The following is a 21,869-nucleotide window of genomic DNA, read 5'->3' as shown; positions in this document are numbered from 1 at the left end:
TCACCCCGCCACCTTCACGGTCGTGGTCGCGCCCCACAGGGCGAGCGACAGGAAGAAGTCGGTGACGCTGATCAGCACGATGGCGTTGCGCACGGACCGGCCGACGGCGACGCCGACACCGGCGGGGCCGCCCGTGGCGCGGTAGCCGTAGTAGCAGTGGGCGAGGATCACCATCACGCTGAAGATCAGCACTTTCAGCACGGAGAGCAGGACGTCCGTCGGGGAGAGGAAGAGATTGAAGTAGTGGTCGTACGTTCCCCGGGACTGGTCGTTGAACAGGACGGTCACGTAGCGGGACGCCAGGAAGGACGAGAGCAGCCCGATCGCGTACAGCGGGACGATGGCGACGACCCCGGCGATGATGCGCGTGGTGACCAGGTACGGCATGGAGCGGATGCCCATGCCCTCGAGGGCGTCGACCTCCTCGTTGATGCGCATGGCGCCGAGCTGGGCGGTGAAGCCGGCGCCGACGGTCGCGGAGAGGGCGAGTCCGGCGACGAGGGGGGCGATCTCGCGGGTGTTGAAGTAGGCGGAGACGAACCCGGTGAACGCGGCCGTGCCGATCTGGTCGAGGGCCGCGTAACCCTGGAGTCCGACGACGGTCCCGGTGAACAGCGTCATCGCGATCATCACGCCGATCGTGCCGCCGATGACGCCGAGGCCCCCGGTGCCGAAGGCGACCTCGGCGAGGAGGCGCTGCACCTCCTTGAGATAGCGGCGCAGGGTGCGCGGGATCCACAGCAGGGCCCGGGCGTAGAAGAGCAGGTGGTCGCCGGAGCGGTCGAGCCAGACGAGCGGGGAGGCCATCGGCCTCAGCCTCCCTTCGGCGGGACGATCTGGAGGTAGATGGCCGTCATCACCATGTTGACGAAGAAGAGCAGGAGGAAGGTGATGACGACGGACTGGTTGACGGCGTCGCCGACGCCCTTGGGGCCGCCGCGCGGGTTGAGGCCCCGGTAGGCGGCGACGACGCCCGCGATGAACCCGAAGACCAGCGCCTTGAGTTCGCTGATGTACAGGTCGGACAGCTGGGCCAGGGCGGAGAAGCTGGACAGGTAGGCGCCGGGGGTGCCGTCCTGGAGGATGACGTTGAAGAAGTAGCCGCCGAGGGTGCCGACGACGGAGACCAGGCCGTTGAGCAGGACCGCCACGCCCATGGTGGCCAGGACCCGGGGCACCACCAGGCGCTGCACGGGCGAGACCCCCATGACCTCCATGGCGTCGAGCTCCTCGCGGATCTTGCGGGAGCCGAGGTCGGCGCAGATCGCGGAGCCGCCCGCGCCGGCGATCAGCAGGGCGACGATGAGTGGGCTGGCCTGCTGGACGACGGCGAGGACGCTGGCGCCGCCGGTGAACGACTGGGCGCCCAGCTGCTGGGTGAGCGAGCCGACCTGGAGCGCGATGACGGCGCCGAAGGGGATCGAGACGAGGGCGGCGGGCAGGACGGTGACGCCCGCGATGAACCAGAACTGCTCGACGAACTCGCGGAACTGGAAGGGTCTTCGGAAGATCGCGCGGCTGACCTCGGCGGCGAGCGCGAACAGCCGGCCGGTCTGCCGCAGCGCGCCGGTGATCATGTGCCGCTCCCGGCGGCGGGCATCGGCAGGGTGGGTGCCTCGGGGCTCGCCGCGTAGGTCTCCCGGATGGCGGAGCGCGCGGCGGGAGGCAGCCGATCGATCATGCTCATGACACGCTGACGTCGCCGGGTGACGGCCTGGCGCGGCGGGAGGCCGGGCGACGGCTCCAGCTGCGGGACGATGCGGCGGAGCCGGGCCTCGGTGGAGAGGGCGGCGCCCGCCTCGGCGGCCAGGGTGGCCGCGTCCTTCTCCTCCGACATCCCGATGGGTCCCTCGCGCCGGCCGTCGAGGAACTGGGCCACGACCGGCTCCTCGCTGGTGAGCAGCACCTCGCGCGGGCCGAAGGTGACGAGTTCGCGCCGGAAGAGCATGCCCATGTTGTCGGGCACGGTGGCGGCGATGTCGAGGTTGTGGGTGACGATCAGCATCGTCGCGTCGATCTGCGCGTTCAGGTCGATCAGCAACTGGGAGAGGTAGGCGGTGCGGACCGGGTCGAGACCGGAGTCCGGTTCGTCGCAGAGAATGATCTGCGGGTCCAGTACGAGCGCGCGGGCCAGGCCGGCGCGTTTGCGCATACCGCCGCTGATCTCTCCCGGGAGCTTGCCCTCCGCGCCCAGCAGTCCGACGACCTCGATCCGCTCCATGACGATGCGGCGGATCTCGGACTCCTTCTTGCGGGTGTGCTCCCGCAGCGGAAAGGCGATGTTGTCGAACAGGGACATGGACCCGAAGAGCGCCCCGTCCTGGAACATGAGACCGAACAGTTTCCGGGTCTCGTAGACATCCCTTTCAGGGCTGTTCACCATGTCCACCCCATTGATGAGGACACGGCCTTTCTCGGGCTTGAGCAACCCGATGAGCGACTTCAGGAAAACGGTCTTCCCGGTGCCGGACGGACCCAGCATCACGCTCACCTCTCCGGCAGGAAGGGTGAGTGTCACGTCCTGCCAGATGCGCTGCTTACCGAAGGACTTGGTCAGGCCCTCGACCACCACTTCGATTCCCATATCACCTCCAGCGGACGCGTCTTTCGATGTTCGGTGCGGGGGCCGCACGGTAGGTCGGCGCGGAGCGTACTGGCAACGGGTAGGACACGGATTCCCGTCGCCCTTCCGGTCTTTGTCACCCCGCAGACAACACACCGGGCCCGCACTTGTCTCCACGGAGACAAGCGGAGACAAGGGGCAGGGTCCCGCACCTCCGGGGGGTTTGGACGCGCGAGACCCTGCCGTCGGATGTCCGACCCCAGTGGGAGGGCGAGGCCGCGAGCATCCGCCGTGGCTCCGGGCGATGGGGCCATCAACCTGGAACCGAGCACCACACCGGCACGTTACGGCTGAGTAACCCCGGCGGGCAATACTGGTTTCCGAGTTTTCCGGGAGACCCACTTCGGCCATTCCGAACCTGTCATCGCGCAGACAAAGTACACCCGGGAACTTGTCACCTGACGAGTATTCCGGATCGGTGGCGGGCCATACGCGGGAGACCTCGCACCCGCAGCCGGGCGCGGCGAATTTGACACTCGATGACTAAGGCGTCCCTTGGATCGCTCACCCCGGGAACAGCCTGGTCACCCTCTTCAAAGAATCATGAACAGCGGCATTGTTCGACCAACTTACCCGCACGTAACGTCATGGCTCGCGGACGGGGAAAAGCGAGCCGCGGGCCGCACGGCCTACCCTCGATCGCTTCGGCCGCAATCCTTTCCTGCCGGTCAATCCACAAGGAGAGTCCCCACGTCATGAAGCAGACCACCAGAAGATGTGCCGTCGTGGCGGGTGCGGCCGCGGCCGCCTTCGGGATCGCCGTCGGGCCCGCCTCCGCGGTGCCCTCCACGACCTGGACCGTCACCCCGACGGGCACCTACACGGCGACGAACAGCGGCAACATCGTGCTGACGGCGGCCATCCCGATGACATGTACGACGTCGGGCGCGTCGGGCACCATGTCGAACGCCACGGGCAACCCGGCCCAGGTCGCCTCCATCAACGCCATCAACTTCGGCACCGCCGCCTCGCCGTGCACCAGCATCCTGGGCAACGTCACCACCGTGGCGGTCACCCCCTGGACGATCATGGCGACGGACTACGATGCCGCGACCGGCGTCACCAAGGGCTACGTCGGCAACATCAAGGCCAACGTGACCGCGGGCGCCTGCAAGTTCACGGTGACGGGCAAGGCCTCGGGCACCTACACCAACTCCACCGGCATCCTGGCGGTCAACAGCGTCGCCGGCGAACTGGTCGTCGCCTCCAGCCCCGCCCCCTCCAACTGCGGCTCGGTGATCACGACGGCCACCAAGCCCACGTTCAAGGGCAACTACGCCGTCAAGTCGTCGAGCGGCGCCATCCCGAAGATCGTCGGTAGCAACCCGTAAGGCGCCACCCACTCGTGTCCGCCCGGCCGGGACATCCGGCCGGGCGGTCGCGGACTGTGCCGTGCCGGGCCTCACCGGCGCCCGGCACTGCCTCGCCCCATCCCCGACAGCAGTTCACGGAGATGAGTTCCTCATGGATGCGCTCCTCGGAAGAGCCGCCGTCGCCGCCGGTACGGCCGTGGCCGCGTTCGGGCTCACCGTCGGCTCCGCCGCGGCGGTGCCCTCCACGGTGTGGACCGTCACCCCGACAGGCACCTGCACGGCGACGAACAGCGGCAACCTCGTGCTGGTCGTGGGTACTCCGATGACCTGCACGAAGTCGACCGCGAGTGGGACGGTCAGCAACGCGGTGGGCAACCCCGCACCCGTCGCCACCCTCAACGACGTCGCCATCGGCACCGCTGCCTCTCCCTGCACCAGCGTCATAGGGAACTTCACCATCACCCCGAAGCTGCCCTGGGTGTTCAGAGCCGCGGACCACAACCCCTCGACCGGCGTCACCACGGGCTGGGTCGACCAGATACAGGCCACCCTGTCCGCCGGCGCCTGCGAGTTCACGGTGGCGGGCAAGGCATCCGCCACCTACACCGACTCCACCGGCATCCTGGCGGTCAACAGCGTCGCCGGCGAACTGGCCGTCAGCTCCAGCCCGGCCCCCGTCAACTGCGGCGCGTTGGTCACGACCGCCACCAAGCCCACCTTCAAGGGCAACTACCAGCTGAGCGGACGCTTCCAGATCGTGGGCTCCCAGCCGTAAGGCGCCACCGGCCTCGTCCTCCTCCGTCCTCCGACCGAACAACTCGAGTGGAGCAGCATTGCGAAGCCACCGTCCCGCCGCACCGCGGAGCCCCCGTGTCCGTGCCAGGACCGCGGCGATCGGCGCGTTCGTCGTGCTCGCCGCCATGGTCCCGGCCGGGGCCGTCGCTGCGGGCACCCAGACGATCGACGCTCAACTCCCCTACGCCTGCACGCTTCCCTCGGGTACGCAGCCCGCGACGGTACGGATCTCGGCGGACTTCCCGGACCGGGTGAACACGGGGGAGGCGTTCTCGCCCACCGATGTCACCACCACCGTGGAACTCCCGGCCGAGGCGGTCGCGGACCTCACCCCGCTCTCAGCCGCCACCGCGCAGGCCGCCACCCGCCTCACCGTCGGCGTCACCCAGAACGAGGCCGCCGCGGAGGCGACCTGGCGCGGCACGGCGGAGCCGGTCACCCTGCCCGGGTCCGGTCCGCTGACGCTGACCACGACGGGTGATGTCCCGTCGGTGACCGGGCAGGGCGATGGCGACCTGACGTTCTCCGCCGGGAATCTCGCCATCGACGTGGCACTCGCGACAGCGGACGGTGCCGCCGCCGGACCCGGCTCGGTCACCGTCGACTGCACCCCCGCCGAGGACGCACCGGGCAAGGGGCTGCTGGCCACCGTGCCGGTCGGCTCGGCCACGCCGGAGCCGGGTGGATCGCCGTCCCGGCCGGACTCTCCGTCCGGGCCGCCCGACCCTTCGTCCGCCGGGCCGACGGACGAGCCGGAGCGGCAGCAGCGGGATCAGGCGCCGGAAGTGGAGGAGAGCACACCCGGAGGTACCGTCCAGGACCGCCGCGACGCACCACAGTGCCGCTACGACGACGAGCACCCGTTCACGTCACTGTCCCTCAACGCGTACACCACCGGCTACTCGAACGTGAGGAAGCTGGGCGGCGCCTCGCTCCTCCCCGTGTACTGCGTGCTGATCGAGCAGGACGATTTCCCCGAACTCGTGGTCGGCGAAGACGGCAGCCTCCACTTCCTGGCCGTGTCCGAGGGGCGGCTGCACTACCAGGGGCGCAAGGAGTCACCTCCTTTCAAGGCCACCTTCCTCACCTTCGGGTTCACTCCGACGACAGCCACCATGGTGATGGAACAGACGGGCCCGATGACCGTCAGCACCGACAGCACGGTGGGGGAGAAGCTCAGGGCTGAGACGGTCGTCCGGGTTCCCATAGTCCTGCGCGTGACCGATCTCAAGGTCAACGGCACCCCCCTGGACGTCGGGCCGAACTGCAGAACCGAGAAGCCGCTCAGCTCCATCGATCCGGATCCCGCGAACCATCCCGGTGATCATCTCGTTCTGTACGGCATCGGAGAACACGCCCCGCCCGAGATGGCCACTGGCTACATGCTCACCTCCGGCGGCCCCCTGACCGGCGAGATGACCATCCCCGCCTTCACCGGCTGCGGCACCGCCGCCGGCGAGAACCTCGACCGCCTCCTCACCGCCTCCGTCTCGGGACCCGGCAACTACGTCAAGCAGATCCAGGGCCAGACGTGCCTGCCGTTCGACCCGGACTTCGGGGACGGCGATCTCCGCGCAGCCCAGTGCACCCGCGACCTGCAGCCCTACGTGATCCCCGTCCCCGAACGCTGAGCCGTCCCACCTCTCCCGTTCCCCTCCCTCCGCCACGAAAGGCCACCCCATGCCCCGCTTCTCCCGCCGTACGAGACTCGCGACCGCCGCCACCACGCTCGGCACCGCGCTCGGCATCTTCGCCTCCCTGGGCACCGCCACCGCCGCCACCGGCCCCGCGCTGAACGGCGAGTGGGCCCCCTTCGACCGCTGCCCCGTGGACAACCCGGCGATGCTGGCCGCCGACGGCTTCGACAAGACCCCGCAGTGCGTGGTGTCGACGTCCGCCAGCGGCTCCATCAAGCTGGGCAAGACCACGGTGACCACGGGGAAGACCAACCTCCAGGTCGGCGTCGTGCAGAACGCGGACGGCAGCAGCACCGTCGTCGCCCCTGCCTCCGGCGCGCTCGTCGCCGACCCCGCCAAGGTGCCCGGCGGCCTGCTCGGACTGATGTGTCCGAGCGACATACCGGTGATCACCGGCATCTGCAAGACGCTCGACGACTCCAGGCTCAACAGCATCACCGCCACCATGGAGTCCGTCGGCGCGCCCTACGCCTTCGACCAGACCGCGGGCGTCCTCACGGACATGCCCATCATCGCCCTGCCGGTCCGTATCCACCTGGAGAACCCGCTCCTGGGCGACAACTGCTACATCGGGACGAAGTCCAACCCGATCGTGCTGCGTCCGAGGAACCTCGACTACCCGGCGTTCGGCATGAGCTTCTTCAAGGGCGACGGCACGGTCGACGAGGCCGGCGAGATGAGCCGGATCGACCTCACCGGTGCCCCGCAGAACGACAGCACCTTCGCGGTCCCCGGAGCCACCGGCTGCGGTCTGAACGTCGGCCTGATCAACCTGGCGGTCAACGCGAAGACCGGGCTGCCCTCCGCCGCCGGGAACAACAGCCTCACCCTCAACAACGCGCAGACCCACCTCGCCGGCCTCACCGCGCCCGGCACCGTCGTCCCCGACGCGGGCAAGGTGCTCGCGGAGAACTGGCACTCCGCCGTCAAGTGAGCGGCCACGGGGCCGGCGGCGGCTCACAGTCGTCCCGGTGACCATCTCCCGCCCCTGTGCGCCGACCGTGCTCAAACTGTGTACAAAGCACGGAAGTTGATTTAGCTTCAGCTTCCCAGACCGGCGTCACCTGGTGGCCCGGTCCGGCACCGTCCGTCCCGTCCGCCACCGGACGGGACGGTGCCCGGCCGGGCCACCCCGCCGCACACCTCGCAGAGCAAGGGGTGACTCATGCCCGCAACCGCACGGTCTCCGGAGGTCGGCGAACCGCTCGGCCCCCTCCCCAGGGGGTTCGCGGCCTTCATACGTCCGGAACTCCCCGGACTGCTGAACGAGATACGGGCGGAGGTCACCCGCGCCTACCCGGTGTACGGCCGGCTGCTCAACGGGCCGAACGGGGACACGATCCGGCAGGGCGTGGAACAGGCGCTGCTCGGCTTCGTGGACCGGGTGGCCGACCCCGGCAAGAGCTCGGAACTGCGGGACGAACTGCTGCGCAGGTTCGGCCGGGTGGAGGCCTACGAGGGCCGCGACCTGGGGACCCTGCAGGGCGCGTACCGGCTCGGCGCCCGTATCGCGCTGCGCCGGGCCAAGTCGATCGGGCGGCAGCACAACCTCTCCCCCGCCCTCGTGCTCTCCTTCGCCGACGCCCTCTTCGCCTACGTCGAGGAGTTGGAGGCGGTCTCCCGCGAGGGGTACGCGGAGGTGCGGGAGCGGGCCGTGTCCGAGGTGTCCGCGTTACGAAGACAGTTACTGCACCTGATCATGGCCGCGCCGCCGCTGCCCCAGACGGCCGTCTCCGAACTGTGCGAGGCCGCCGCCTGGGAACTGCCCCGCACCTGCACCCTCGTCGCCTTCCGCCCTCCGGTGCCGGACCGCATCCAGGCGTCTCTCGACGACGATGTCCTCACCGATCTCGACATCCCGCAGCCGCACCTGCTGGTCCCCGGGGACCTCACCCCGCAGCGCCTCGCGATGCTCCGCACGGCCCTGGCCGACACCCGCGCCGCCCTGGGCCTGACCGTACCGCTCGCCCAGGCCGCCGACTCCGTCCGCTGGGCGCGCCGCGTGCTCCAGCTCGTCGACGACGGTGTGGTGCCCGACGCCCCGCTGGTCGCCTGCGAGGACCACCTGACCACGCTGTGGCTGCTGTCCGACCCCGCCCTCGTCGACCACCTCGCGGCCCGCGAACTGGCCCCGCTCGACGGGCTCCCCGCCAGCCGGCGCGACCGGCTCGTCGAGACGCTCCGGGTGCACGTCTCCACCCGGGCGCCCGCCGAGCAGGTGGGCGAGATGCTGGGCGTGCACGCCCAGACCGTCCGCTACCGCCTGCGGAACCTGGACACCTACCTGGGCGACCGGCTCGCCGACCCCGACCACCGCTTCGCCCTCGAAGCGGCCCTGCGCTCACTGCACCTGCGGGGCCACGACGACCACGCGGGCTGATTCCCGAGGGCGTCAGCCGCGGTGGAGCGGGTTGGGCAGCGGCAGATAACGGGCGTCCGCCCCGTCCGCGCCCGTCCAGCGGAGCAGGAGGTTCGTCTTCCCGGGGAGGGTGGGCGAGGCGAGCAGCTCCGCGGCCTCCGGCACCTCGTCACGGCGGGCGGCCAGCTCCCGCCGTACGGCCGGCCACGGGTCGAAGCCCGGCCACCGCTCGGCCAGCACCGCCGCCAGCTCCATCAGGTGGTTGACGACCAGGCAGTACACCAGCCGCTCCCACCCGGCGGCCCGGGAGACGTCCGGCAGCAGCTTCACGCCCTCCGCGTCCCGGAACAGCGCCTGTACGGGCAGACCGGCGTCGTCCACGGCGACCAGGCTGTTCTGCGCGTGCGCCTCCAGGACGACGCCGTGCCGCGCGAAGGCCTCCAGCACCGGGGGCACCATGTGCCGCAGATACGCCTCCCACCAGGCCGCCGGGTCCGTGACGCGGTCCAGCGGATTGCCGTCGAACCCCTCCACCAGCGCGGCCACGAGCAGCGGCGTCGCACCGGAACCGGGCGCGACGTGCTCCCGCAGCCCGTCGCGCACCAGCACGGCCAGCTCCTCGAAGGCGAAACGCGCGGTGCGGTAGCCGCGGTCGCTCAGCCACGCCGCCGGGCCGGGCAGAGCGGCGAAGGCGGCGGCCGTCGCGGCATCCGTACGGCGGAGTTTCAGCAGGTCGTGGCGCCAGAGCCGGCGGATGTCGTTGGTGATGCGCACGTCCAGGCTGAACTTGAGGAAGAGATCACGGTCATCGCCCCTCCGCACCGTCCCGGGGACGTACACCGTGCGGATCGCCGCCGTGGGCCACACCTCGTACGGCGCGGGACCGACCCGCACCAGTCGCCCGTCCGTGAACGCCTCCGCCAGCTCCCGCCCGACGAGGGACAGCTGCCAGGGGTGCGCGGGCAGCAGCCGGTAGCCGGGCGGGGCTGTGCCGAGGGCGTCCAGGGCCGCGGTGTCGCCCTCCTCCACGAGCACGTCCTCACGCACCCCGAGCAGCGTGAGCGGAAACCGGGCGTACGCCTCGGGCGCGTACGGCAGCCAGCCCGCGACCGGGCCGCCGCCGCGGGCCTTGGGGGCGGGGTGATGCGGATGCCCGGTGATCAGTGACTGCTCCGAGCGGAGGTACGGGTCGCCGGGCGGCGTCACGCGCGCGCGTGCGGCGAGGACGGCGGCCACCGCATCCCGGCTGTCGAGCATCTCGGCGGGCACTTCGGAGTTGACGAGCCCGGTGTGGCGGCGCAGCACCTCGGCGGTGAGTTTGACCAGTTCGGCGTGGGTGAGGCGGTGCCAGAGGCCGTCTCTGTGCAGTTCGGGGTCGGCGGGGCGTCTGGTGCCGCGGACCCGCAGCAGCTGCCCGGTGGTTTTCAGCCGGTACTCGTCCGGCCCGGTCCGCTCCCCCACCTCCCGCAGCAGACAATTGAGGAGCGGAGCGGCGGCGTACGCGTCGGCCGTCGCGCCGACGTCGTCCCAGGGGTGCATGGCATCCTGCATGGCGTCCACGGGGTCCATTCGTTCCATACGGTGCGCTGGATGATCAGTATGTCTGTCGCCGTACGCCGGCATGGGCCCGTTCCGGCCGTCCGTGCACGTCGACGTGAAGCCGTGCCGGCGCACGCGGACACCGGCGGCGCACGGCTGTCCGCCGCGGCGCGCCGGTGTCCGCCGTACGCCGCCCCCGCACCGATTCCGTACCCGAGGAGCCCGCTCGTGCACCGTCCCCCCGCGCCCGAGGCCGAGGCCGCGCTCGCCGAGGAACTCGCCGCCGTACGCCCCGATCTGGCACGGCCGTACGCGGACGCGCTCCCCGGCGCCCGCGCGGCCGTGCTGACCCGGCTGTGGCGCGCCCTCGCGTACGAGCCGCTGCCCTGGATCGCGCGCCGCGAGCCCGGCCACGACGGTATGACCCTCCATCTCACCGACGGGCGCAGACTGCACGGCCCGCATCCGGACCCGTACGCGACCACCGGGTACGTCACGGAGGTACGGCTCGACGGCCGTCCCCACGACCGGGCGGCGCGACTGATGGCGGCCCTCGCCGTACCGTACGGTGCACAGTTCGCCGCCGAACTCGACGACAGCACCGCCTCGCTGGCCTTGTCGCGCGCCGACCAGCCGGACGGCGGTCCGGAACCCACCACCAGCGCGGAGTGGGAGCAGCGGATCGTCGACGGCCACCCCTACCACCCCAACTGCCGCTCCCGCCCGGGCTTCTCCGTGGCCGAGCAGCTGGCGTACGCGCCGGAGCACCGGCCGGTCGTCCGGCTCGGCCTGGCCGAACTCACCGGAGGAACGGACGGCTGCCGGGTCGTGGGCGACTGGCCGGACCGTTTCCGCGACGGGCGACGGGTGCTGGTCCCGGTCCACCCCTGGCAGGCCGACCACGTCCTGAAGTGCCCCGCCGCACCCGGCGGCATCGCGGCGCACCCCTTGATGTCCCTGCGCACCCTGGCCCTCCCCGACGGCGGCCCCGGTGCCGGACCGCACCTCAAGACGGCTCTGAGCTCCCGCCTGACGTCCTCCGTACGGGACATCTCCGTCGCCTCGGTCGAGAGGTCCATGACGATCTCGGCGTTCGCGGAGACCGTGGCCGCCCGCACGGACGGTCTGCTGCACGTCACCCGCACCCTGGGCGCCGTCACCGCGGGCACCCCGGACCTGGCGGCGGTGCTGCGCGAGCCGCCGGACGCGTACGCGGCGAGCGGCGCCGGCGAGCGCGTCGTACCGGTGGCCGCCCTCCCGGCCACCGGTCTGCCCCGGTCCCGCCCCTGGCTGGCCGAGTTCGCCCGCCTGATGCTCGCGGTCGGTCTGCGCCTGCTGGACCTGGGCGTGGCCCTGGAGGCGCACGGCCAGAACCTGCTCGTCGTCCTGTCCCCCCTGGGCGCCCCCGTCCGGCTCGTCTACCGCGACCTGGCCGACATCCGGATCAGCCCGGCCCGGCTGGCCCGCCACGGCGTCCCGCTGCCGAACCTGACCGGCCGCAACATCACCGACGACGAGACCGCCCTGCGCCGCAAGCTGTTCGGCTCCCTGGTGGCGGGCGCCCTGGGCGCGACGGCGGGCTCGGCGCCCGCGCTCCGGGAGGCGCTGTCCACGGCCGTACCCGACCTGCCGCGCACGGCGGACCGGACATCGCTCGTAGCGGAGCCCCTGCCCACGAAGGCCCTCACCCTCATGCGTCTCTCCCCGACGCGCTCCGGCGACATCTGGACGGAACTCTCGCCCCTCTTCACATCTGTACGCCCCGTGTAGCACTCGCCATACTCCAGAGACTGAACGCCTCGGAGCTCACAGGGGGAGTACCGCCATGATCGACCTGAACGGCAGCGATTCCTTACTGACGCCGATCGAGCCGGAGCAGCTCACCCGGGGAGCGGTGATAGCCCAGTCACTGGACAACCAGTGGGTCCCCGCGGACATGACCAAAAAGATGATCAAGAAGGGGAAGTCCCTGCTCCAGGTGGAGCGGAAGCGGGGCAGGCAGGTCCGGGCCGAGTACTTCCGCAGTCTCATCAACGCCGAGCAGGTCGTGATCAACCGGGCGTTCTTCTACAACAACCGCGCGATCAGCCGTGATCTGACCGAGGGCGGCGCGGCCCGCGCGGCACACCAGAAGCTCCTCGCCTCCGGCGCCCTCGTGCCCTTCCTGCTGGCGGAGCACGACCCGGCCGAGGAGCCCCCCTCCTATCTGAACGTGGACCGCGCCGCTCTCATCGCCTGGCAGGAGACCGTCGAGAGCCTGCCGGCCACGGACCGGGTGCGGTGCGTCCGCCTCTCCTGGGACGACCAGGAGAACTACACCCGGGCGACGTCCAGGCTCTTCCAGCCCTTCTCCGAGAAGGTCCAGGCGCTGAGCGCCAAGCAGATCGACCTTCTCGCGGAACAGGTCGGTGTGGCCCCTGAGCACATCAACCAGTTCCGGCGCAGACTCGGCGCCGTCGTCGGCTTCAGCAACGAGCTCAACGTCAAGGGCGAGCTCGTCGTGCGGAACACCCTGTACAAGGAGTTCGTGACGGCACCCGGCACCGACGTCGTCGAGGGCGTGTACGACGGGAACAAGGAGTTCGCCGGAGAGATCAAGCAGCTGCTGGACCTCATCTACAACGTCAACCTGGCCGACGCCCTGGGCCGCTACCCGCTCACCCCGGTGGGCAGCCTGCGCCGGATCGCCCTGCAGGAGGCACGCGAGGCACGCGCGAACCCGGCGCTGATCGACGATCCCGAGCAGTTGGTCGTGTTCCTGAGACAGCAGATGTTCGCCGCCGTCCAGGACCGTCTCACCCCCTCGGCCCTCGACCTGCTGGCGCTGGAGGACATCGGCACCCTGCGCGACTCCGCCGTCTGGCACGGCTATATGAGGGCCTTCAACGCGCTGACCGACGACCCGGCCGCCTTCAGCGACTCGGTGGGCCATGTCTTCGACCGGTACCTCACCCTCAACAAGGAGATCGTCCGCCTCGCCGACGAACGGCACCGGCCGGTCGCGGCGTCGGAGTGGGTGCCCGTCGTCGAAGTCCTGGTCACCGTGGGCTCCACCGTGTACACCGCCATCTCGGGCGGTGGAGGGTCATGGGAGGTGTACGCGGCCCTCGGGGCGGCCGCCATGGGGCCGGTGGGCGGCTCGGTGCAGCTGATCCTCCGCAACAGGGAGGCCGGAAGACGGGAGCAGAAGTTCGCCCGCGAGATAGCCGCCCTCCGGCTGGCCGGCGAGGACGAGTGCAGACAACTGCTGGATCTGGTGCGCAGACTGCCCGGTTACCGGGGCGAGACCGCGGGCCCCGCCTCCCCCGTCCGTCCCGCCACCGCCTCCACCACCACCCAGGACAACGAGCTCAACGCATTCGTGTCCTGACTCCCGTGACCACCCGGCGAGGACCCGATGAACCGGTACAAGGAACTGCGGCGCACGCGCCCCGAACTGTTCACCAACCACCCCGGCGGCATCGAGATCCTGAGCGATGCCGCCGATGTGAGAGCGGTCCGCCGCGCCGTGCGCGCGTGGATCGCTCGCAGAATGGCCCGCGGCAGCCGGGCCCGGCGGTGGTGGGCGCGGTACGCGGCGATGCTGGTGCCCGTCCGCCTCGGCGTCCTCTCCGCCGATCCGTTCCTGCTCCTCCTCCGCGACCCGGTCCGTTTCCCCGACGGCACGCTCGGCGTGTACGACCGCGTGGTGTCGCCCCGGCCGACGACGACCGTAGGGGTGGTCGTCCTGCCGCTGCTCGGCTCCGATTCCGGCGCCGACGGCCGGATCGTCCTGATCGAGCACTACCGCCACGCCACCCGCTCCTGGCACTGGGAGGCGGTGCGCGGCTCCGGCGAGCCGGGGGCGACCGGCGAGGAGGACGCCGTCCGCGAACTCCAGGAAGAACTGGGCGTACGCCCCGAAGAGCTCATCCCGCTCGGCGCGACGCACCCCGACACCGGCCTGCTCGGCGACCGGGTGGAGCTCTTCGCGGCACGCATCGCCTCCATAGGGCCGCTGGACGGGCACGAGGGGATCCGCCGGGCCGTCACGGTGTCCCTTCGTGAGGCGGAGGACATGGTCGTACGGGGTGAGATCACCGACGGTTTCACCCTGGGAGCGCTGTACCGGGCGCGGCTCGCCGGCCTTTTCGACGAGACCTGAGGAGTGAGCGGCCGCTCGGCAGGACCGACTCACCACCGCACACGCGACCGTGCGTTTTGAAGCCCGCCCCCCGTCCTCAATAAGATCCGCCGATGATCACAAGACAACGGCTGGCGGCGGGAGTCTGCGCCCTGCTCGCCGCCCTGACGGCCGGGATCGCCGTCCCGTCCGCAGCCGTCGCCGACGAAACGGCGGACAAGGACGCACCCAAGGTCGACCTGGTGCTCGACGTCAGCGGTTCCATGCGGACCCGGGACATCGACGGCGGGACGCGCATGGCCGCGGCGAAGCAGGCGTTCAACGAGGTGCTCGACGCGACCCCCGAGGAGGTGCAGCTCGGCATCCGCACCCTGGGCGCCGACTACCCCGGCGACGACCGGAAGACGGGCTGCAAGGACACCGCGCAGCTCTACCCGGTCGGCCCGCTCGACCGCACGGAGGCCAAGACCGCGGTCGCCACGCTCTCGCCCACCGGCTGGACGCCGATCGGCCCCGCGCTGCTGAAGGCCGCCGACGACCTGGAGGGCGGCAACGGCACCAAGCGCATCGTCCTCATCAGCGACGGCGAGGACACCTGCGCACCGCTCGACCCGTGCGAGGTGGCCCGCGAGATAGCGGCCAAGGGCATCGGCCTGACCATCGACACGCTCGGACTGGTGCCGAACGCCAAGATGCGCGTCCAGCTCAGCTGCATCGCCGAGGCGACCGGCGGTACGTACACGTCCGTCGAGCACACCGACGAATTGACCGACCGGGTCAATCAGTTGGTGGACCGTGCCGCCGACCCGGTGGTGGTGCCGCAGGCCGTGGAGGGCACCGACGCGTGCGCGAAGGCCCCGACGCTCGACTCCGGTCTCTACACCGACCGCGAGGAGTTCGGGCAGGCACGCTGGTACCGCGTCGACGTCCTTCCCGGCCAGGAGCTGCGCGCCTCGGTCAGCGTGGCGGCGGACCGCGGCGTCGGACCGTCGTACGGGCTGCTGGTGCGGGCGGTCACCGTGCACGGGCGGGAGATCGTGCGCGGCGAGGCCGCGGGCACCGGCCGTACCGATGTGATCTCGACGGGCCTGCGCTACCCGAAGGCCGAACTCGACGACGCGGACGGCGAGGTGAAGCCCGCGGCCGAGACGGTCTGCGTCGAGGTCACCCAGTCCTTCTCCCCGGCCGACGGGGTCAGGACCACGCCGGGACTGCCCCTCGAAATGACGATCGACATCGTGGACGCGCCGGACGACGCGAGCGACGTGGCCGCGTTCGGCCTCGGGCGCGGCTGGTGGCTGCTGGGCGTCCTCGTCCTGACCGGCTTCCTGGCCGGGCTGATCTGGGGCTGGGTGTCCCGGTGGCGGATCGCGATCTGGAGGACCAACTGATGCGTATCACCAGCGTGTTGCGTACGGCGCGGGCGGCGGCCCTGGCGATGACAGCCGGCCTCGTGCTGCTGGGCGGCGCCGCCTCCCCCGCCGTCGCCGACTCCTCGCCCTCCGCGGTCTCGTCCGAGGACGGTGACGCGCCGACGCAGGCCGGTACCTCCTTCCGTACGGCGACGGAGATCGAGCAGGGCCGGAAGGCGACCGCGAACGGCTCCGCGGGCGACTACATGTACTGGTCGTTCCCCGCCGACGCCGAACAGCGCCCCACCGTCACGGCCACGGTGCAGCTGCCGGAGAGCACCCGTTCCGCGTCGTCCACCTGGCAGCTCGACGTGTACGACGGGCTGCGGCGCCGCCAGGCCTGCCAGTACGGCGCGCAGACGCGCACGGCCGCCCAGGACGCGGACCTCGTGACCCTGACCTGCGTACTGCGCACGGTGCGCGCCTGGTCGGAGCCGTGGGCGAACGACCCGCTGCCGGGCACGTACTACGTCCGGCTGACCACGACGGAGCTGGCGACGGCCGATCTGGGCGTGCCGGTGAGCGCCATGGTCCGGGTCGACTCCAAGGACATGGGCGGCGCGGCGGCGGTGGACGGCTCACTGGCGGAGCCGCTGGTGCCGGGCATCGCCGTGACGGGCGCCGAGAACACCGACTCCGACGAGGACTCGACGGCCGTTCTCTCCTCCCTCGAACCCGAGGACGGCTGGTCCTCCGGCTGGTGGTCCTCCCGCTGGGTGTGGACGGCGGCCGGGGGCGTGCTGGCGGCCCTGGCGGGTGTGGCCGGGTACGCGCTGACGCGCGGTTCGGGCCGTCCGTCGCGGGTACCGCCGCCCGGAGCCTGACGGCGCCTCACCTCTTCACCTCACGAAGGCCCGCCGCACCGCGCTACCGCCGGTGCGGCGGGCCTTCGCGCATCGCCCGGATCAGACCCCGCGCAGCTCCTTGGCCAGCGCCCCGTCGCCGTCCACCGCGACACGCCCGTCCCGCACCGCGTCCCGCAGGCTCATTTCGCCCCGGCTCACGGCCGCGGACGTCCCCGCGTCGAACGACAGCCGGACGTCCGGCGTACGGGGCGCCGCACCGTCCCCGTACACGGGCTCCTCCTCCGTCCCGGCGCCCACCCACACATGGAACGCGCCTTCCTCCAGCCGGGCCTCCACGAGCGCCGAGCCACCGGCGTCGAGCCCTTCCAGCCCGCGCAGCAGGGGCAACGCGAACCAGTGCGCCCGTACGGCGTCGGTCTCCCTGCGCTCACCGAGGACGCCCGCGCCCCACTCCCCCAGGGCCTGCAGGACGGGCAGCAACTGCCGTCCTCGGTCGGTGAGTTCGTACACGTAGGCGGCGCCCGGCGGGGGCAGCCGGCGTCTCGTCGTGAGCCCGTCACGCTCCATGTCCTTGAGCCGCGAGGCGAGCACGTCGGTGCTGACGCCCGGCAGGTCCGCGTGCAGATCGGTGTACCGGCGCGGTCCGGCGAGCAGCTCACGGACGATCAGCAGGGTCCAGCGATCACCGATGACGTCGAGCGCCCGGGCGGCGGAACAGTACTGGTCGTAGCTACGGCGACGAGGTGGCATGCAACGCAGTGTAGACATTTCGTTGGACTTTCCAAGCCTCCGCTTGGTAAAACCAAGTAACACCACGAAACCGGAGGGCGGGCGCATGGAGTTCCGGCAGTCGAGCAAGCTGAACGAGGTCTGTTACGAGATCCGCGGCCCGGTCATCGAGCACGCCAACGCGCTGGAGGAGGCGGGCCACAGCGTGCTCCGCCTCAACACCGGCAATCCCGCGCTCTTCGGCTTCGAAGCGCCGGAGGAGATCGTCCAGGACATGATCCGGATGCTCCCCCAGGCGCACGGCTACACGGACTCGCGCGGCGTCCTCTCCGCGCGCCGGGCGGTGGCCCAGCGGTACGAGACGCTCGGCCTGGAGGTGGACGTGGACGACGTCTTCCTCGGCAACGGCGTCTCGGAGCTGGTGTCGATGGCCGTGCAGGCGCTGCTGGAGGACGGCGACGAAGTCCTGATCCCGGCGCCCGACTTCCCGCTCTGGACGGCCGTGACGACCCTCGCGGGCGGCAAGGCGGTCCACTACCTGTGCGACGAGCAGGCCGACTGGTACCCGGACCTCGACGACATGGCGTCGAAGATCACCGACCGCACGAAGGCGGTGGTGATCATCAACCCGAACAACCCCACGGGCGCGGTCTACCCGAAGGAGATCATCGAGGGCATCCTCGACCTGGCCCGCCGCCACGGCCTGATGGTCTTCGCGGACGAGATCTACGACCAGATCCTGTACGACGACGCCGTCCACCACTCGGCCGCCGCCCTCGCCCCCGACCTGGTCGTCCTCACCTTCTGCGGCCTGTCGAAGACGTACCGGGTCGCGGGCTTCCGCTCCGGCTGGCTGGTGGTCACCGGACCGAAGCAGCACGCGAGGGACTACCTGGAGGGCCTGACGATGCTGGCCTCCATGCGCCTGTGCGCCAACGCGCCCGCGCAGTACGCCATCCAGGCCGCGCTCGGCGGCCGCCAGTCCATCCGCGAACTCACCGCCCCGGGCGGCCGGCTCCACGACCAGCGCGACCGCGCCTGGGAGAAGCTGAACGAGATCCCGGGCGTGAGCTGCGTCAAACCGAAGGGCTCGCTGTACGCGTTCCCGCGCCTGGACCCGAAGGTGCACAAGATCCACGACGACGAGAAGTTCGTCCTGGACCTGCTGCTCAGGGAGAAGATCCAGGTGGTGCAGGGCACGGGCTTCAACTGGCCGGCCCCGGACCACTTCCGCATCCTCACCCTCCCGTACGCGGACGACCTGGAGGCGGCGATCGGGCGGATCGGGCGGTTCCTCAGCGGGTACCGGCAGTAGGACGACGGCAGAAGTGCTCAGCCCGGCTGCTTGATGCTCTCGATGATCCGTGCGAAGCCCTCCGCGCCGTGCCCGGCGTCGATCTGGCGCCGGATGAGCCCCTGCACCATGGCGACCGCCTCGGTGCTGATCCCCTGCTCGGCGCTGGCGGTCAGGATGTCGCCGAGGTCGGAGAACTCGAGGCTCTGCTGTCCCGGGACGGTGTAGTCCCCGCCGTCGATGACAGCCGCGTACCCCTCGAACTCCCCGGTCATGGCGGTCAGCCAGGGCGCCGCCATGGCGGCGAACTCACGCGCCGTCACACCGGCCGACGCGACCATGGCGGCGCCGTGCAGGAACCCCGCGAACATCACGTACATGCCCGCGAGCAGGGCCAGGTCGTACAGGGACGCCAGCCCGGCGTCCTCCCCGAAGTAGGTGCTGTCCCCCCAGAGATCGAGCACGGGCTTGTACTGCTGGAAGACATCCTCCGTCCCGCTGTACAGGATCGACGACCCGGGCTGCCCGATCATGTGGGGCACGGCCATGATGCCGCCGTCCAGGTACGCGATCCCGGCGTCGGAGGCCCAGGCGGCGATCTCCCGCGACTGTTCCGGCGTCGTCGTGGTGACATTGATCAGCGTCCGACCGGCCAGGTCCCCGGCGACCGGATCGAGCACCTCGTGGACCGACGCGTGGTCCAGCAGGCACGCGACGACCAGCTCGCCGGCCCGCACCGCGTCACCGGCCGTGGCGGCGGCCCGCGCCCCCTGGGCGACGAGGTCGTCCGCCTTGCCCGCCGAACGGTTCCAGACGGTCGTCTCATGTCCGGCCTTGAGCAGGGCACTCGCGAGTGCGCTGCCCATGGCGCCCAGTCCGAGCACGCTGACGGAGAGGGTGTTGCTGTCGGCTGTCATGTCAGGGGATCCCCTCGTGTTGTGGTCTTGCCGTCGTTCGAGTTCGATCCTCCGCGCTGCCGTTAGGGTTGACCAGTACGGACTAATTAGTGGGGTACTCACCTCCAGGTGAGTACGGCAGGGCGGGAGAGGCGCATGGCGGCATCGGCACGGCGTGGTCCCTACATCTGCGGCGTCGACGCGGCGATGGACGTGGTGTCCGGCAAGTGGAAGTCGCTGATCCTCTGGGAATTGCACAACTACGGAACCCGCAGGTTCGCCGAACTCCGCCGCGGGCTGCCCGGGGTAAGCGAGAAGATGCTGGTCCAGCACCTGCGAGAGATGGAGGAGGACGGCCTCGTCCACCGCGAGGTGTACCCCCAGGTGCCACCGAAGGTCGAGTACTCCCTGACGGAGCACGGCGTTTCGCTGAACGCCGCCCTTGCCGCCCTGGGTGAGTGGGGTGCCGAGCGGATGCGGCGGATCGGGGCGGAGAAGGTCGTCGTCGGCACTGTCGGCGCCGCTGTGCCCGTTCGGCGCTAGCGGACGACGGGTCACTGCTGAAGGCCGACCTCGCACCAGACGGTCTTGGTGTACGGGTCGCCGCACGTCGTCCCCCACCGGTCGGCCAGTGCAGCGACAAGGAACAACCCGCGTCCGGACTCGGCGTCGAGCGACGGCACCGACGGAGGCACTGCGGAAACGGGCGGACGCCGGTCGGGGCGCGGGTCCGTCACCTCGATACGGAGCGTGGCGTCCTCGGGGAAGAGGGTGAGGCACAGACGGAAGTCCCGGCCCCTCTCCCGGCCGTGCAGCGCGGCATTGGCGGCGAGTTCCGCGACCAGCAGCGCGGCGGTGTGGTTGGCCTCCGAGACGTACGGCCAGCCCCAGGTGACCAGGCGCTCGCTCGCCGACTGACGGGCGAGGTGGGCGCCTCTGCGGCTGGCCGCCAGGCGGATGGAGAAGTGGCGGACGGGAATGGCGTGTCCGCTGAGGTCATCGGCGGGCCCCGCTGAACGGGCAATCTCTCTGTTCACATCACTCAGCGTGGTCGCGCGCATTTACGCTGACCAGCAGCACCGGCCGCACTCAGCGTCACTGTACGGTCGCCGTCCGGAACTGTCCGGCCGACGACGTGTGACGCCGGACCCTGGTCGGGAGTTGGGTACGGGCGACGCGTGCACGGAGATGTGGGGCCATGGGAGTTGCGGGACACAACCTGCAGATTGTCGACGGAGCGGAGCCACACGACGGAGACGCCGACGCGTCAACGGTTCTCCGGATGGCGGGCAAGGTCATCAAGATGTGGCGCGAACGGGCGGGCCTCAAGCAGGCCGAGCTGGGCGCTGCGATCGGCTACAGCGAGGAGCAGGTTTCCTCCGTGGAGCGGGGTCGACGGGCGCCGAAGGCACAGTTCCTCGAGTCGGCGGACGAGGTGCTCGGGGCGGGCGGAATGATCGCCGGGCTGACGAAGGACGTGGAGGAGGCGCGGTACCCGAAGAAGGTGCGGGATCTGGCGAAGCTGGAGGGGGAGGCGGTCGAGATCTGCGCCTACGTCAACTCTGTGGTGCACGGCCTGCTGCAGACCCAGGAATACGCCCGGGCGTTGTTCGCAATGCGTCGTCCGCTGTTCGCGGAGGACGACATGGAACAGCTGGTCGCGGGACGGATGGCACGCCAGGGAATCTTCGCTCGACAGTCCGCGCCCATCTTCGGCTTTGTCCAGGAAGAGGTGACACTACGCCGCCCTCTCGGAGGCAGAATGGTGATGCGGAAGCAGCTCGAGCACCTGCTGGAGGTCGGTCAGCTGCGGAATGTGGAGATCCAGGCGATGCCTACTGAGCGGGAGGATCACGCCGGTCTCGCAGGTTCGCTTCAGCTGTTGAAGCTTCGGGGAGGCGACACGGTGGGGCACACCGAGGTTCAGCTCACCAGCCGCTTGGTCAGCGATCCACATGAGACGCAAGTCCTTGAGATTCGGTACGGGATCATCCGGGCCCAGGCTCTCACGCCCAGGGAATCACTGGCCTTCATCGAGAAAGCGCTGGAAGAGACATGATGATCAGTCCCTCAGCCACGAACGATCCCCAGCTCAAGTGGTTCAAGAGCAGCTACAGCACGAACGACGGCCCAGAGTGCGTCGAAGTCGCGCTCACGCCGTGCACCGTGCACATACGGGACTCGAAGAACAAGCAGGGCCCCCGTCTCACGTTCACGCCTGAGCAGTGGGCCATCTTCGTTCCGTACGCCGTCGGCCTCTGACCCGCTGCTCCGACCTGCCGC

General features: G+C 70.6%; 21 protein-coding genes. 14 read left to right on the top strand and 7 right to left on the bottom strand.

The genetic code is table 11. The annotated features are described in order from the left end of the window. From IE242_RS30425 to IE242_RS30415, 3 genes are read right to left on the bottom strand one after another with little or no spacing between them, the layout of a single operon-like run. The gene (locus IE242_RS30425; RefSeq protein WP_189864984.1) at positions 1 to 807 is read right to left on the bottom strand and encodes an MlaE family ABC transporter permease; all 807 of its coding nucleotides are present in this window, start codon (positions 805 to 807) and stop codon (positions 1 to 3) included. A 5-nt stretch (positions 808 to 812) separates the two neighbouring features. Next, on the bottom strand, positions 813 to 1,577 hold the full coding sequence (locus tag IE242_RS30420; protein WP_189864982.1) for an MlaE family ABC transporter permease: 765 nt from the start codon (positions 1,575 to 1,577) through the stop codon (positions 813 to 815). Continuing rightward, entirely contained in the window at positions 1,574 to 2,584 is a 1,011-nt protein-coding gene (locus tag IE242_RS30415; protein ID WP_189864979.1) for an ABC transporter ATP-binding protein, read from the bottom strand. Before IE242_RS30415 ends, IE242_RS30420 begins: the two co-directional genes overlap by 4 nt. Before the next feature lie 734 nt (positions 2,585 to 3,318). On the opposite strand from IE242_RS30415, the gene IE242_RS30410 reads away from it, so the two are divergent. The 5 genes from IE242_RS30410 (at position 3,319) to IE242_RS30390 (ending at position 8,808) form a co-directional block, all read left to right on the top strand. After that, positions 3,319 to 3,954, top strand: a complete 636-nt coding sequence (locus IE242_RS30410) for a hypothetical protein (RefSeq protein ID WP_189864977.1) — start codon at positions 3,319 to 3,321, stop codon at positions 3,952 to 3,954. Positions 3,955 to 4,087: 133 nt separating this feature from the next. Further along, the gene (locus IE242_RS30405) at positions 4,088 to 4,711 is read left to right on the top strand and encodes a hypothetical protein (protein ID WP_189864975.1); all 624 of its coding nucleotides are present in this window, start codon (positions 4,088 to 4,090) and stop codon (positions 4,709 to 4,711) included. 58 nt (positions 4,712 to 4,769) lie between these two features. Continuing rightward, positions 4,770 to 6,362 (top strand): DUF6801 domain-containing protein, encoded by a 1,593-nt coding sequence (locus IE242_RS30400; protein ID WP_189864973.1) that lies wholly within the window; start codon positions 4,770 to 4,772, stop codon positions 6,360 to 6,362. A 49-nt stretch (positions 6,363 to 6,411) separates the two neighbouring features. Next, a complete protein-coding gene (locus IE242_RS30395) occupies positions 6,412 to 7,362 on the top strand; it encodes a hypothetical protein (protein WP_189864971.1) in 951 nt (316 codons plus the stop codon). A 231-nt stretch (positions 7,363 to 7,593) separates the two neighbouring features. Continuing rightward, complete coding sequence (locus IE242_RS30390; RefSeq protein WP_189864969.1) at positions 7,594 to 8,808, top strand: PucR family transcriptional regulator; 1,215 nt, start codon at positions 7,594 to 7,596, stop codon at positions 8,806 to 8,808. A 12-nt stretch (positions 8,809 to 8,820) separates the two neighbouring features. On the opposite strand, the gene IE242_RS30385 is transcribed toward IE242_RS30390, so the two are convergent. Further along, positions 8,821 to 10,365: an IucA/IucC family protein gene (locus tag IE242_RS30385; protein WP_189864967.1), complete on the bottom strand. Its 1,545-nt coding sequence runs from the start codon at positions 10,363 to 10,365 to the stop codon at positions 8,821 to 8,823. 189 nt (positions 10,366 to 10,554) lie between these two features. Here IE242_RS30385 and IE242_RS30380 point away from each other — a divergent pair, with 189 nt between their 5' ends. The 5 genes from IE242_RS30380 (at position 10,555) to IE242_RS30360 (ending at position 16,685) form a co-directional block, all read left to right on the top strand. Then, positions 10,555 to 12,096: an IucA/IucC family protein gene (locus IE242_RS30380; RefSeq protein WP_189864965.1), complete on the top strand. Its 1,542-nt coding sequence runs from the start codon at positions 10,555 to 10,557 to the stop codon at positions 12,094 to 12,096. Positions 12,097 to 12,151: 55 nt separating this feature from the next. Next, on the top strand, positions 12,152 to 13,696 hold the full coding sequence (locus IE242_RS30375) for a hypothetical protein (RefSeq protein WP_189864963.1): 1,545 nt from the start codon (positions 12,152 to 12,154) through the stop codon (positions 13,694 to 13,696). A 27-nt stretch (positions 13,697 to 13,723) separates the two neighbouring features. Beyond that, positions 13,724 to 14,470, top strand: coding sequence for an NUDIX hydrolase (locus tag IE242_RS30370; protein WP_189864961.1), 747 nt, complete (start codon positions 13,724 to 13,726; stop codon positions 14,468 to 14,470). 92 nt (positions 14,471 to 14,562) lie between these two features. Continuing rightward, a complete protein-coding gene (locus tag IE242_RS30365) occupies positions 14,563 to 15,840 on the top strand; it encodes a VWA domain-containing protein (RefSeq protein WP_189864959.1) in 1,278 nt (425 codons plus the stop codon). Then, on the top strand, positions 15,840 to 16,685 hold the full coding sequence (locus tag IE242_RS30360; RefSeq protein WP_189864957.1) for a hypothetical protein: 846 nt from the start codon (positions 15,840 to 15,842) through the stop codon (positions 16,683 to 16,685). The genes IE242_RS30365 and IE242_RS30360 overlap by 1 nt, the downstream gene beginning before the upstream one ends. 81 nt (positions 16,686 to 16,766) lie before the next feature. Here IE242_RS30360 and IE242_RS30355 read toward each other — a convergent pair whose 3' ends face one another. Beyond that, complete coding sequence (locus tag IE242_RS30355; protein WP_189864955.1) at positions 16,767 to 17,417, bottom strand: winged helix-turn-helix transcriptional regulator; 651 nt, start codon at positions 17,415 to 17,417, stop codon at positions 16,767 to 16,769. An 85-nt stretch (positions 17,418 to 17,502) separates the two neighbouring features. Here IE242_RS30355 and IE242_RS30350 point away from each other — a divergent pair, with 85 nt between their 5' ends. Further along, complete coding sequence (locus tag IE242_RS30350) at positions 17,503 to 18,711, top strand: pyridoxal phosphate-dependent aminotransferase (protein ID WP_189864952.1); 1,209 nt, start codon at positions 17,503 to 17,505, stop codon at positions 18,709 to 18,711. A gap of 17 nt (positions 18,712 to 18,728) precedes the next feature. On the opposite strand, the gene IE242_RS30345 is transcribed toward IE242_RS30350, so the two are convergent. Beyond that, on the bottom strand, positions 18,729 to 19,607 hold the full coding sequence (locus tag IE242_RS30345) for an NAD(P)-dependent oxidoreductase (RefSeq protein WP_189864950.1): 879 nt from the start codon (positions 19,605 to 19,607) through the stop codon (positions 18,729 to 18,731). Positions 19,608 to 19,742: 135 nt separating this feature from the next. Between IE242_RS30345 and IE242_RS30340 the strand changes: the two genes are divergently transcribed. Beyond that, positions 19,743 to 20,129: a winged helix-turn-helix transcriptional regulator gene (locus IE242_RS30340; protein ID WP_189864948.1), complete on the top strand. Its 387-nt coding sequence runs from the start codon at positions 19,743 to 19,745 to the stop codon at positions 20,127 to 20,129. A gap of 11 nt (positions 20,130 to 20,140) precedes the next feature. Here the strand turns inward: IE242_RS30340 and IE242_RS30335 are convergent, their stop codons facing one another. Continuing rightward, positions 20,141 to 20,623, bottom strand: a complete 483-nt coding sequence (locus IE242_RS30335; protein ID WP_229859638.1) for an ATP-binding protein — start codon at positions 20,621 to 20,623, stop codon at positions 20,141 to 20,143. 161 nt (positions 20,624 to 20,784) lie between these two features. Here IE242_RS30335 and IE242_RS30330 point away from each other — a divergent pair, with 161 nt between their 5' ends. Together IE242_RS30330 and IE242_RS30325 are read left to right on the top strand one after the other, a co-directional pair. Further along, positions 20,785 to 21,645, top strand: coding sequence for a helix-turn-helix domain-containing protein (locus IE242_RS30330; RefSeq protein ID WP_189864944.1), 861 nt, complete (start codon positions 20,785 to 20,787; stop codon positions 21,643 to 21,645). Further along, positions 21,642 to 21,848 carry a DUF397 domain-containing protein gene (locus tag IE242_RS30325; RefSeq protein ID WP_189864942.1) on the top strand — a complete coding sequence of 69 codons (207 nt, stop codon included), beginning with the start codon at positions 21,642 to 21,644 and terminating at the stop codon, positions 21,846 to 21,848. The genes IE242_RS30330 and IE242_RS30325 overlap by 4 nt, the downstream gene beginning before the upstream one ends. Positions 21,849 to 21,869: the final 21 nt, after the last annotated feature.

This window comes from Streptomyces poonensis (genome assembly GCF_014650915.1).
Taxonomy (GTDB): domain Bacteria; phylum Actinomycetota; class Actinomycetes; order Streptomycetales; family Streptomycetaceae; genus Streptomyces; species Streptomyces poonensis.
Note: the sequence above shows the minus strand (reverse complement) of the source record. Positions and strands in the feature narration are given on the sequence as shown.

What these genes read in the sequence shown, in the direction of transcription:
- IE242_RS30365 (WP_189864959.1), top strand. Translation starts at nt 14,563, where the DNA reads ATGATCACAAGACAACGGCTGGCGGCGGGAGTCTGCGCCCTGCTCGCC.
- IE242_RS30350 (WP_189864952.1), top strand. Translation starts at nt 17,503, where the DNA reads ATGGAGTTCCGGCAGTCGAGCAAGCTGAACGAGGTCTGTTACGAGATC.
- IE242_RS30390 (WP_189864969.1), top strand. Translation starts at nt 7,594, where the DNA reads ATGCCCGCAACCGCACGGTCTCCGGAGGTCGGCGAACCGCTCGGCCCC.
- IE242_RS30330 (WP_189864944.1), top strand. Translation starts at nt 20,785, where the DNA reads ATGGGAGTTGCGGGACACAACCTGCAGATTGTCGACGGAGCGGAGCCA.
- IE242_RS30420 (WP_189864982.1), bottom strand. Translation starts at nt 1,577, where the DNA reads ATGATCACCGGCGCGCTGCGGCAGACCGGCCGGCTGTTCGCGCTCGCC.
- IE242_RS30345 (WP_189864950.1), bottom strand. Translation starts at nt 19,607, where the DNA reads ATGACAGCCGACAGCAACACCCTCTCCGTCAGCGTGCTCGGACTGGGC.
- IE242_RS30325 (WP_189864942.1), top strand. Translation starts at nt 21,642, where the DNA reads ATGATGATCAGTCCCTCAGCCACGAACGATCCCCAGCTCAAGTGGTTC.
- IE242_RS30360 (WP_189864957.1), top strand. Translation starts at nt 15,840, where the DNA reads ATGCGTATCACCAGCGTGTTGCGTACGGCGCGGGCGGCGGCCCTGGCG.
- IE242_RS30395 (WP_189864971.1), top strand. Translation starts at nt 6,412, where the DNA reads ATGCCCCGCTTCTCCCGCCGTACGAGACTCGCGACCGCCGCCACCACG.
- IE242_RS30415 (WP_189864979.1), bottom strand. Translation starts at nt 2,584, where the DNA reads ATGGGAATCGAAGTGGTGGTCGAGGGCCTGACCAAGTCCTTCGGTAAG.
- IE242_RS30410 (WP_189864977.1), top strand. Translation starts at nt 3,319, where the DNA reads ATGAAGCAGACCACCAGAAGATGTGCCGTCGTGGCGGGTGCGGCCGCG.
- IE242_RS30355 (WP_189864955.1), bottom strand. Translation starts at nt 17,417, where the DNA reads ATGCCACCTCGTCGCCGTAGCTACGACCAGTACTGTTCCGCCGCCCGG.
- IE242_RS30385 (WP_189864967.1), bottom strand. Translation starts at nt 10,365, where the DNA reads ATGGAACGAATGGACCCCGTGGACGCCATGCAGGATGCCATGCACCCC.
- IE242_RS30340 (WP_189864948.1), top strand. Translation starts at nt 19,743, where the DNA reads ATGGCGGCATCGGCACGGCGTGGTCCCTACATCTGCGGCGTCGACGCG.
- IE242_RS30370 (WP_189864961.1), top strand. Translation starts at nt 13,724, where the DNA reads ATGAACCGGTACAAGGAACTGCGGCGCACGCGCCCCGAACTGTTCACC.
- IE242_RS30405 (WP_189864975.1), top strand. Translation starts at nt 4,088, where the DNA reads ATGGATGCGCTCCTCGGAAGAGCCGCCGTCGCCGCCGGTACGGCCGTG.
- IE242_RS30375 (WP_189864963.1), top strand. Translation starts at nt 12,152, where the DNA reads ATGATCGACCTGAACGGCAGCGATTCCTTACTGACGCCGATCGAGCCG.
- IE242_RS30425 (WP_189864984.1), bottom strand. Translation starts at nt 807, where the DNA reads ATGGCCTCCCCGCTCGTCTGGCTCGACCGCTCCGGCGACCACCTGCTC.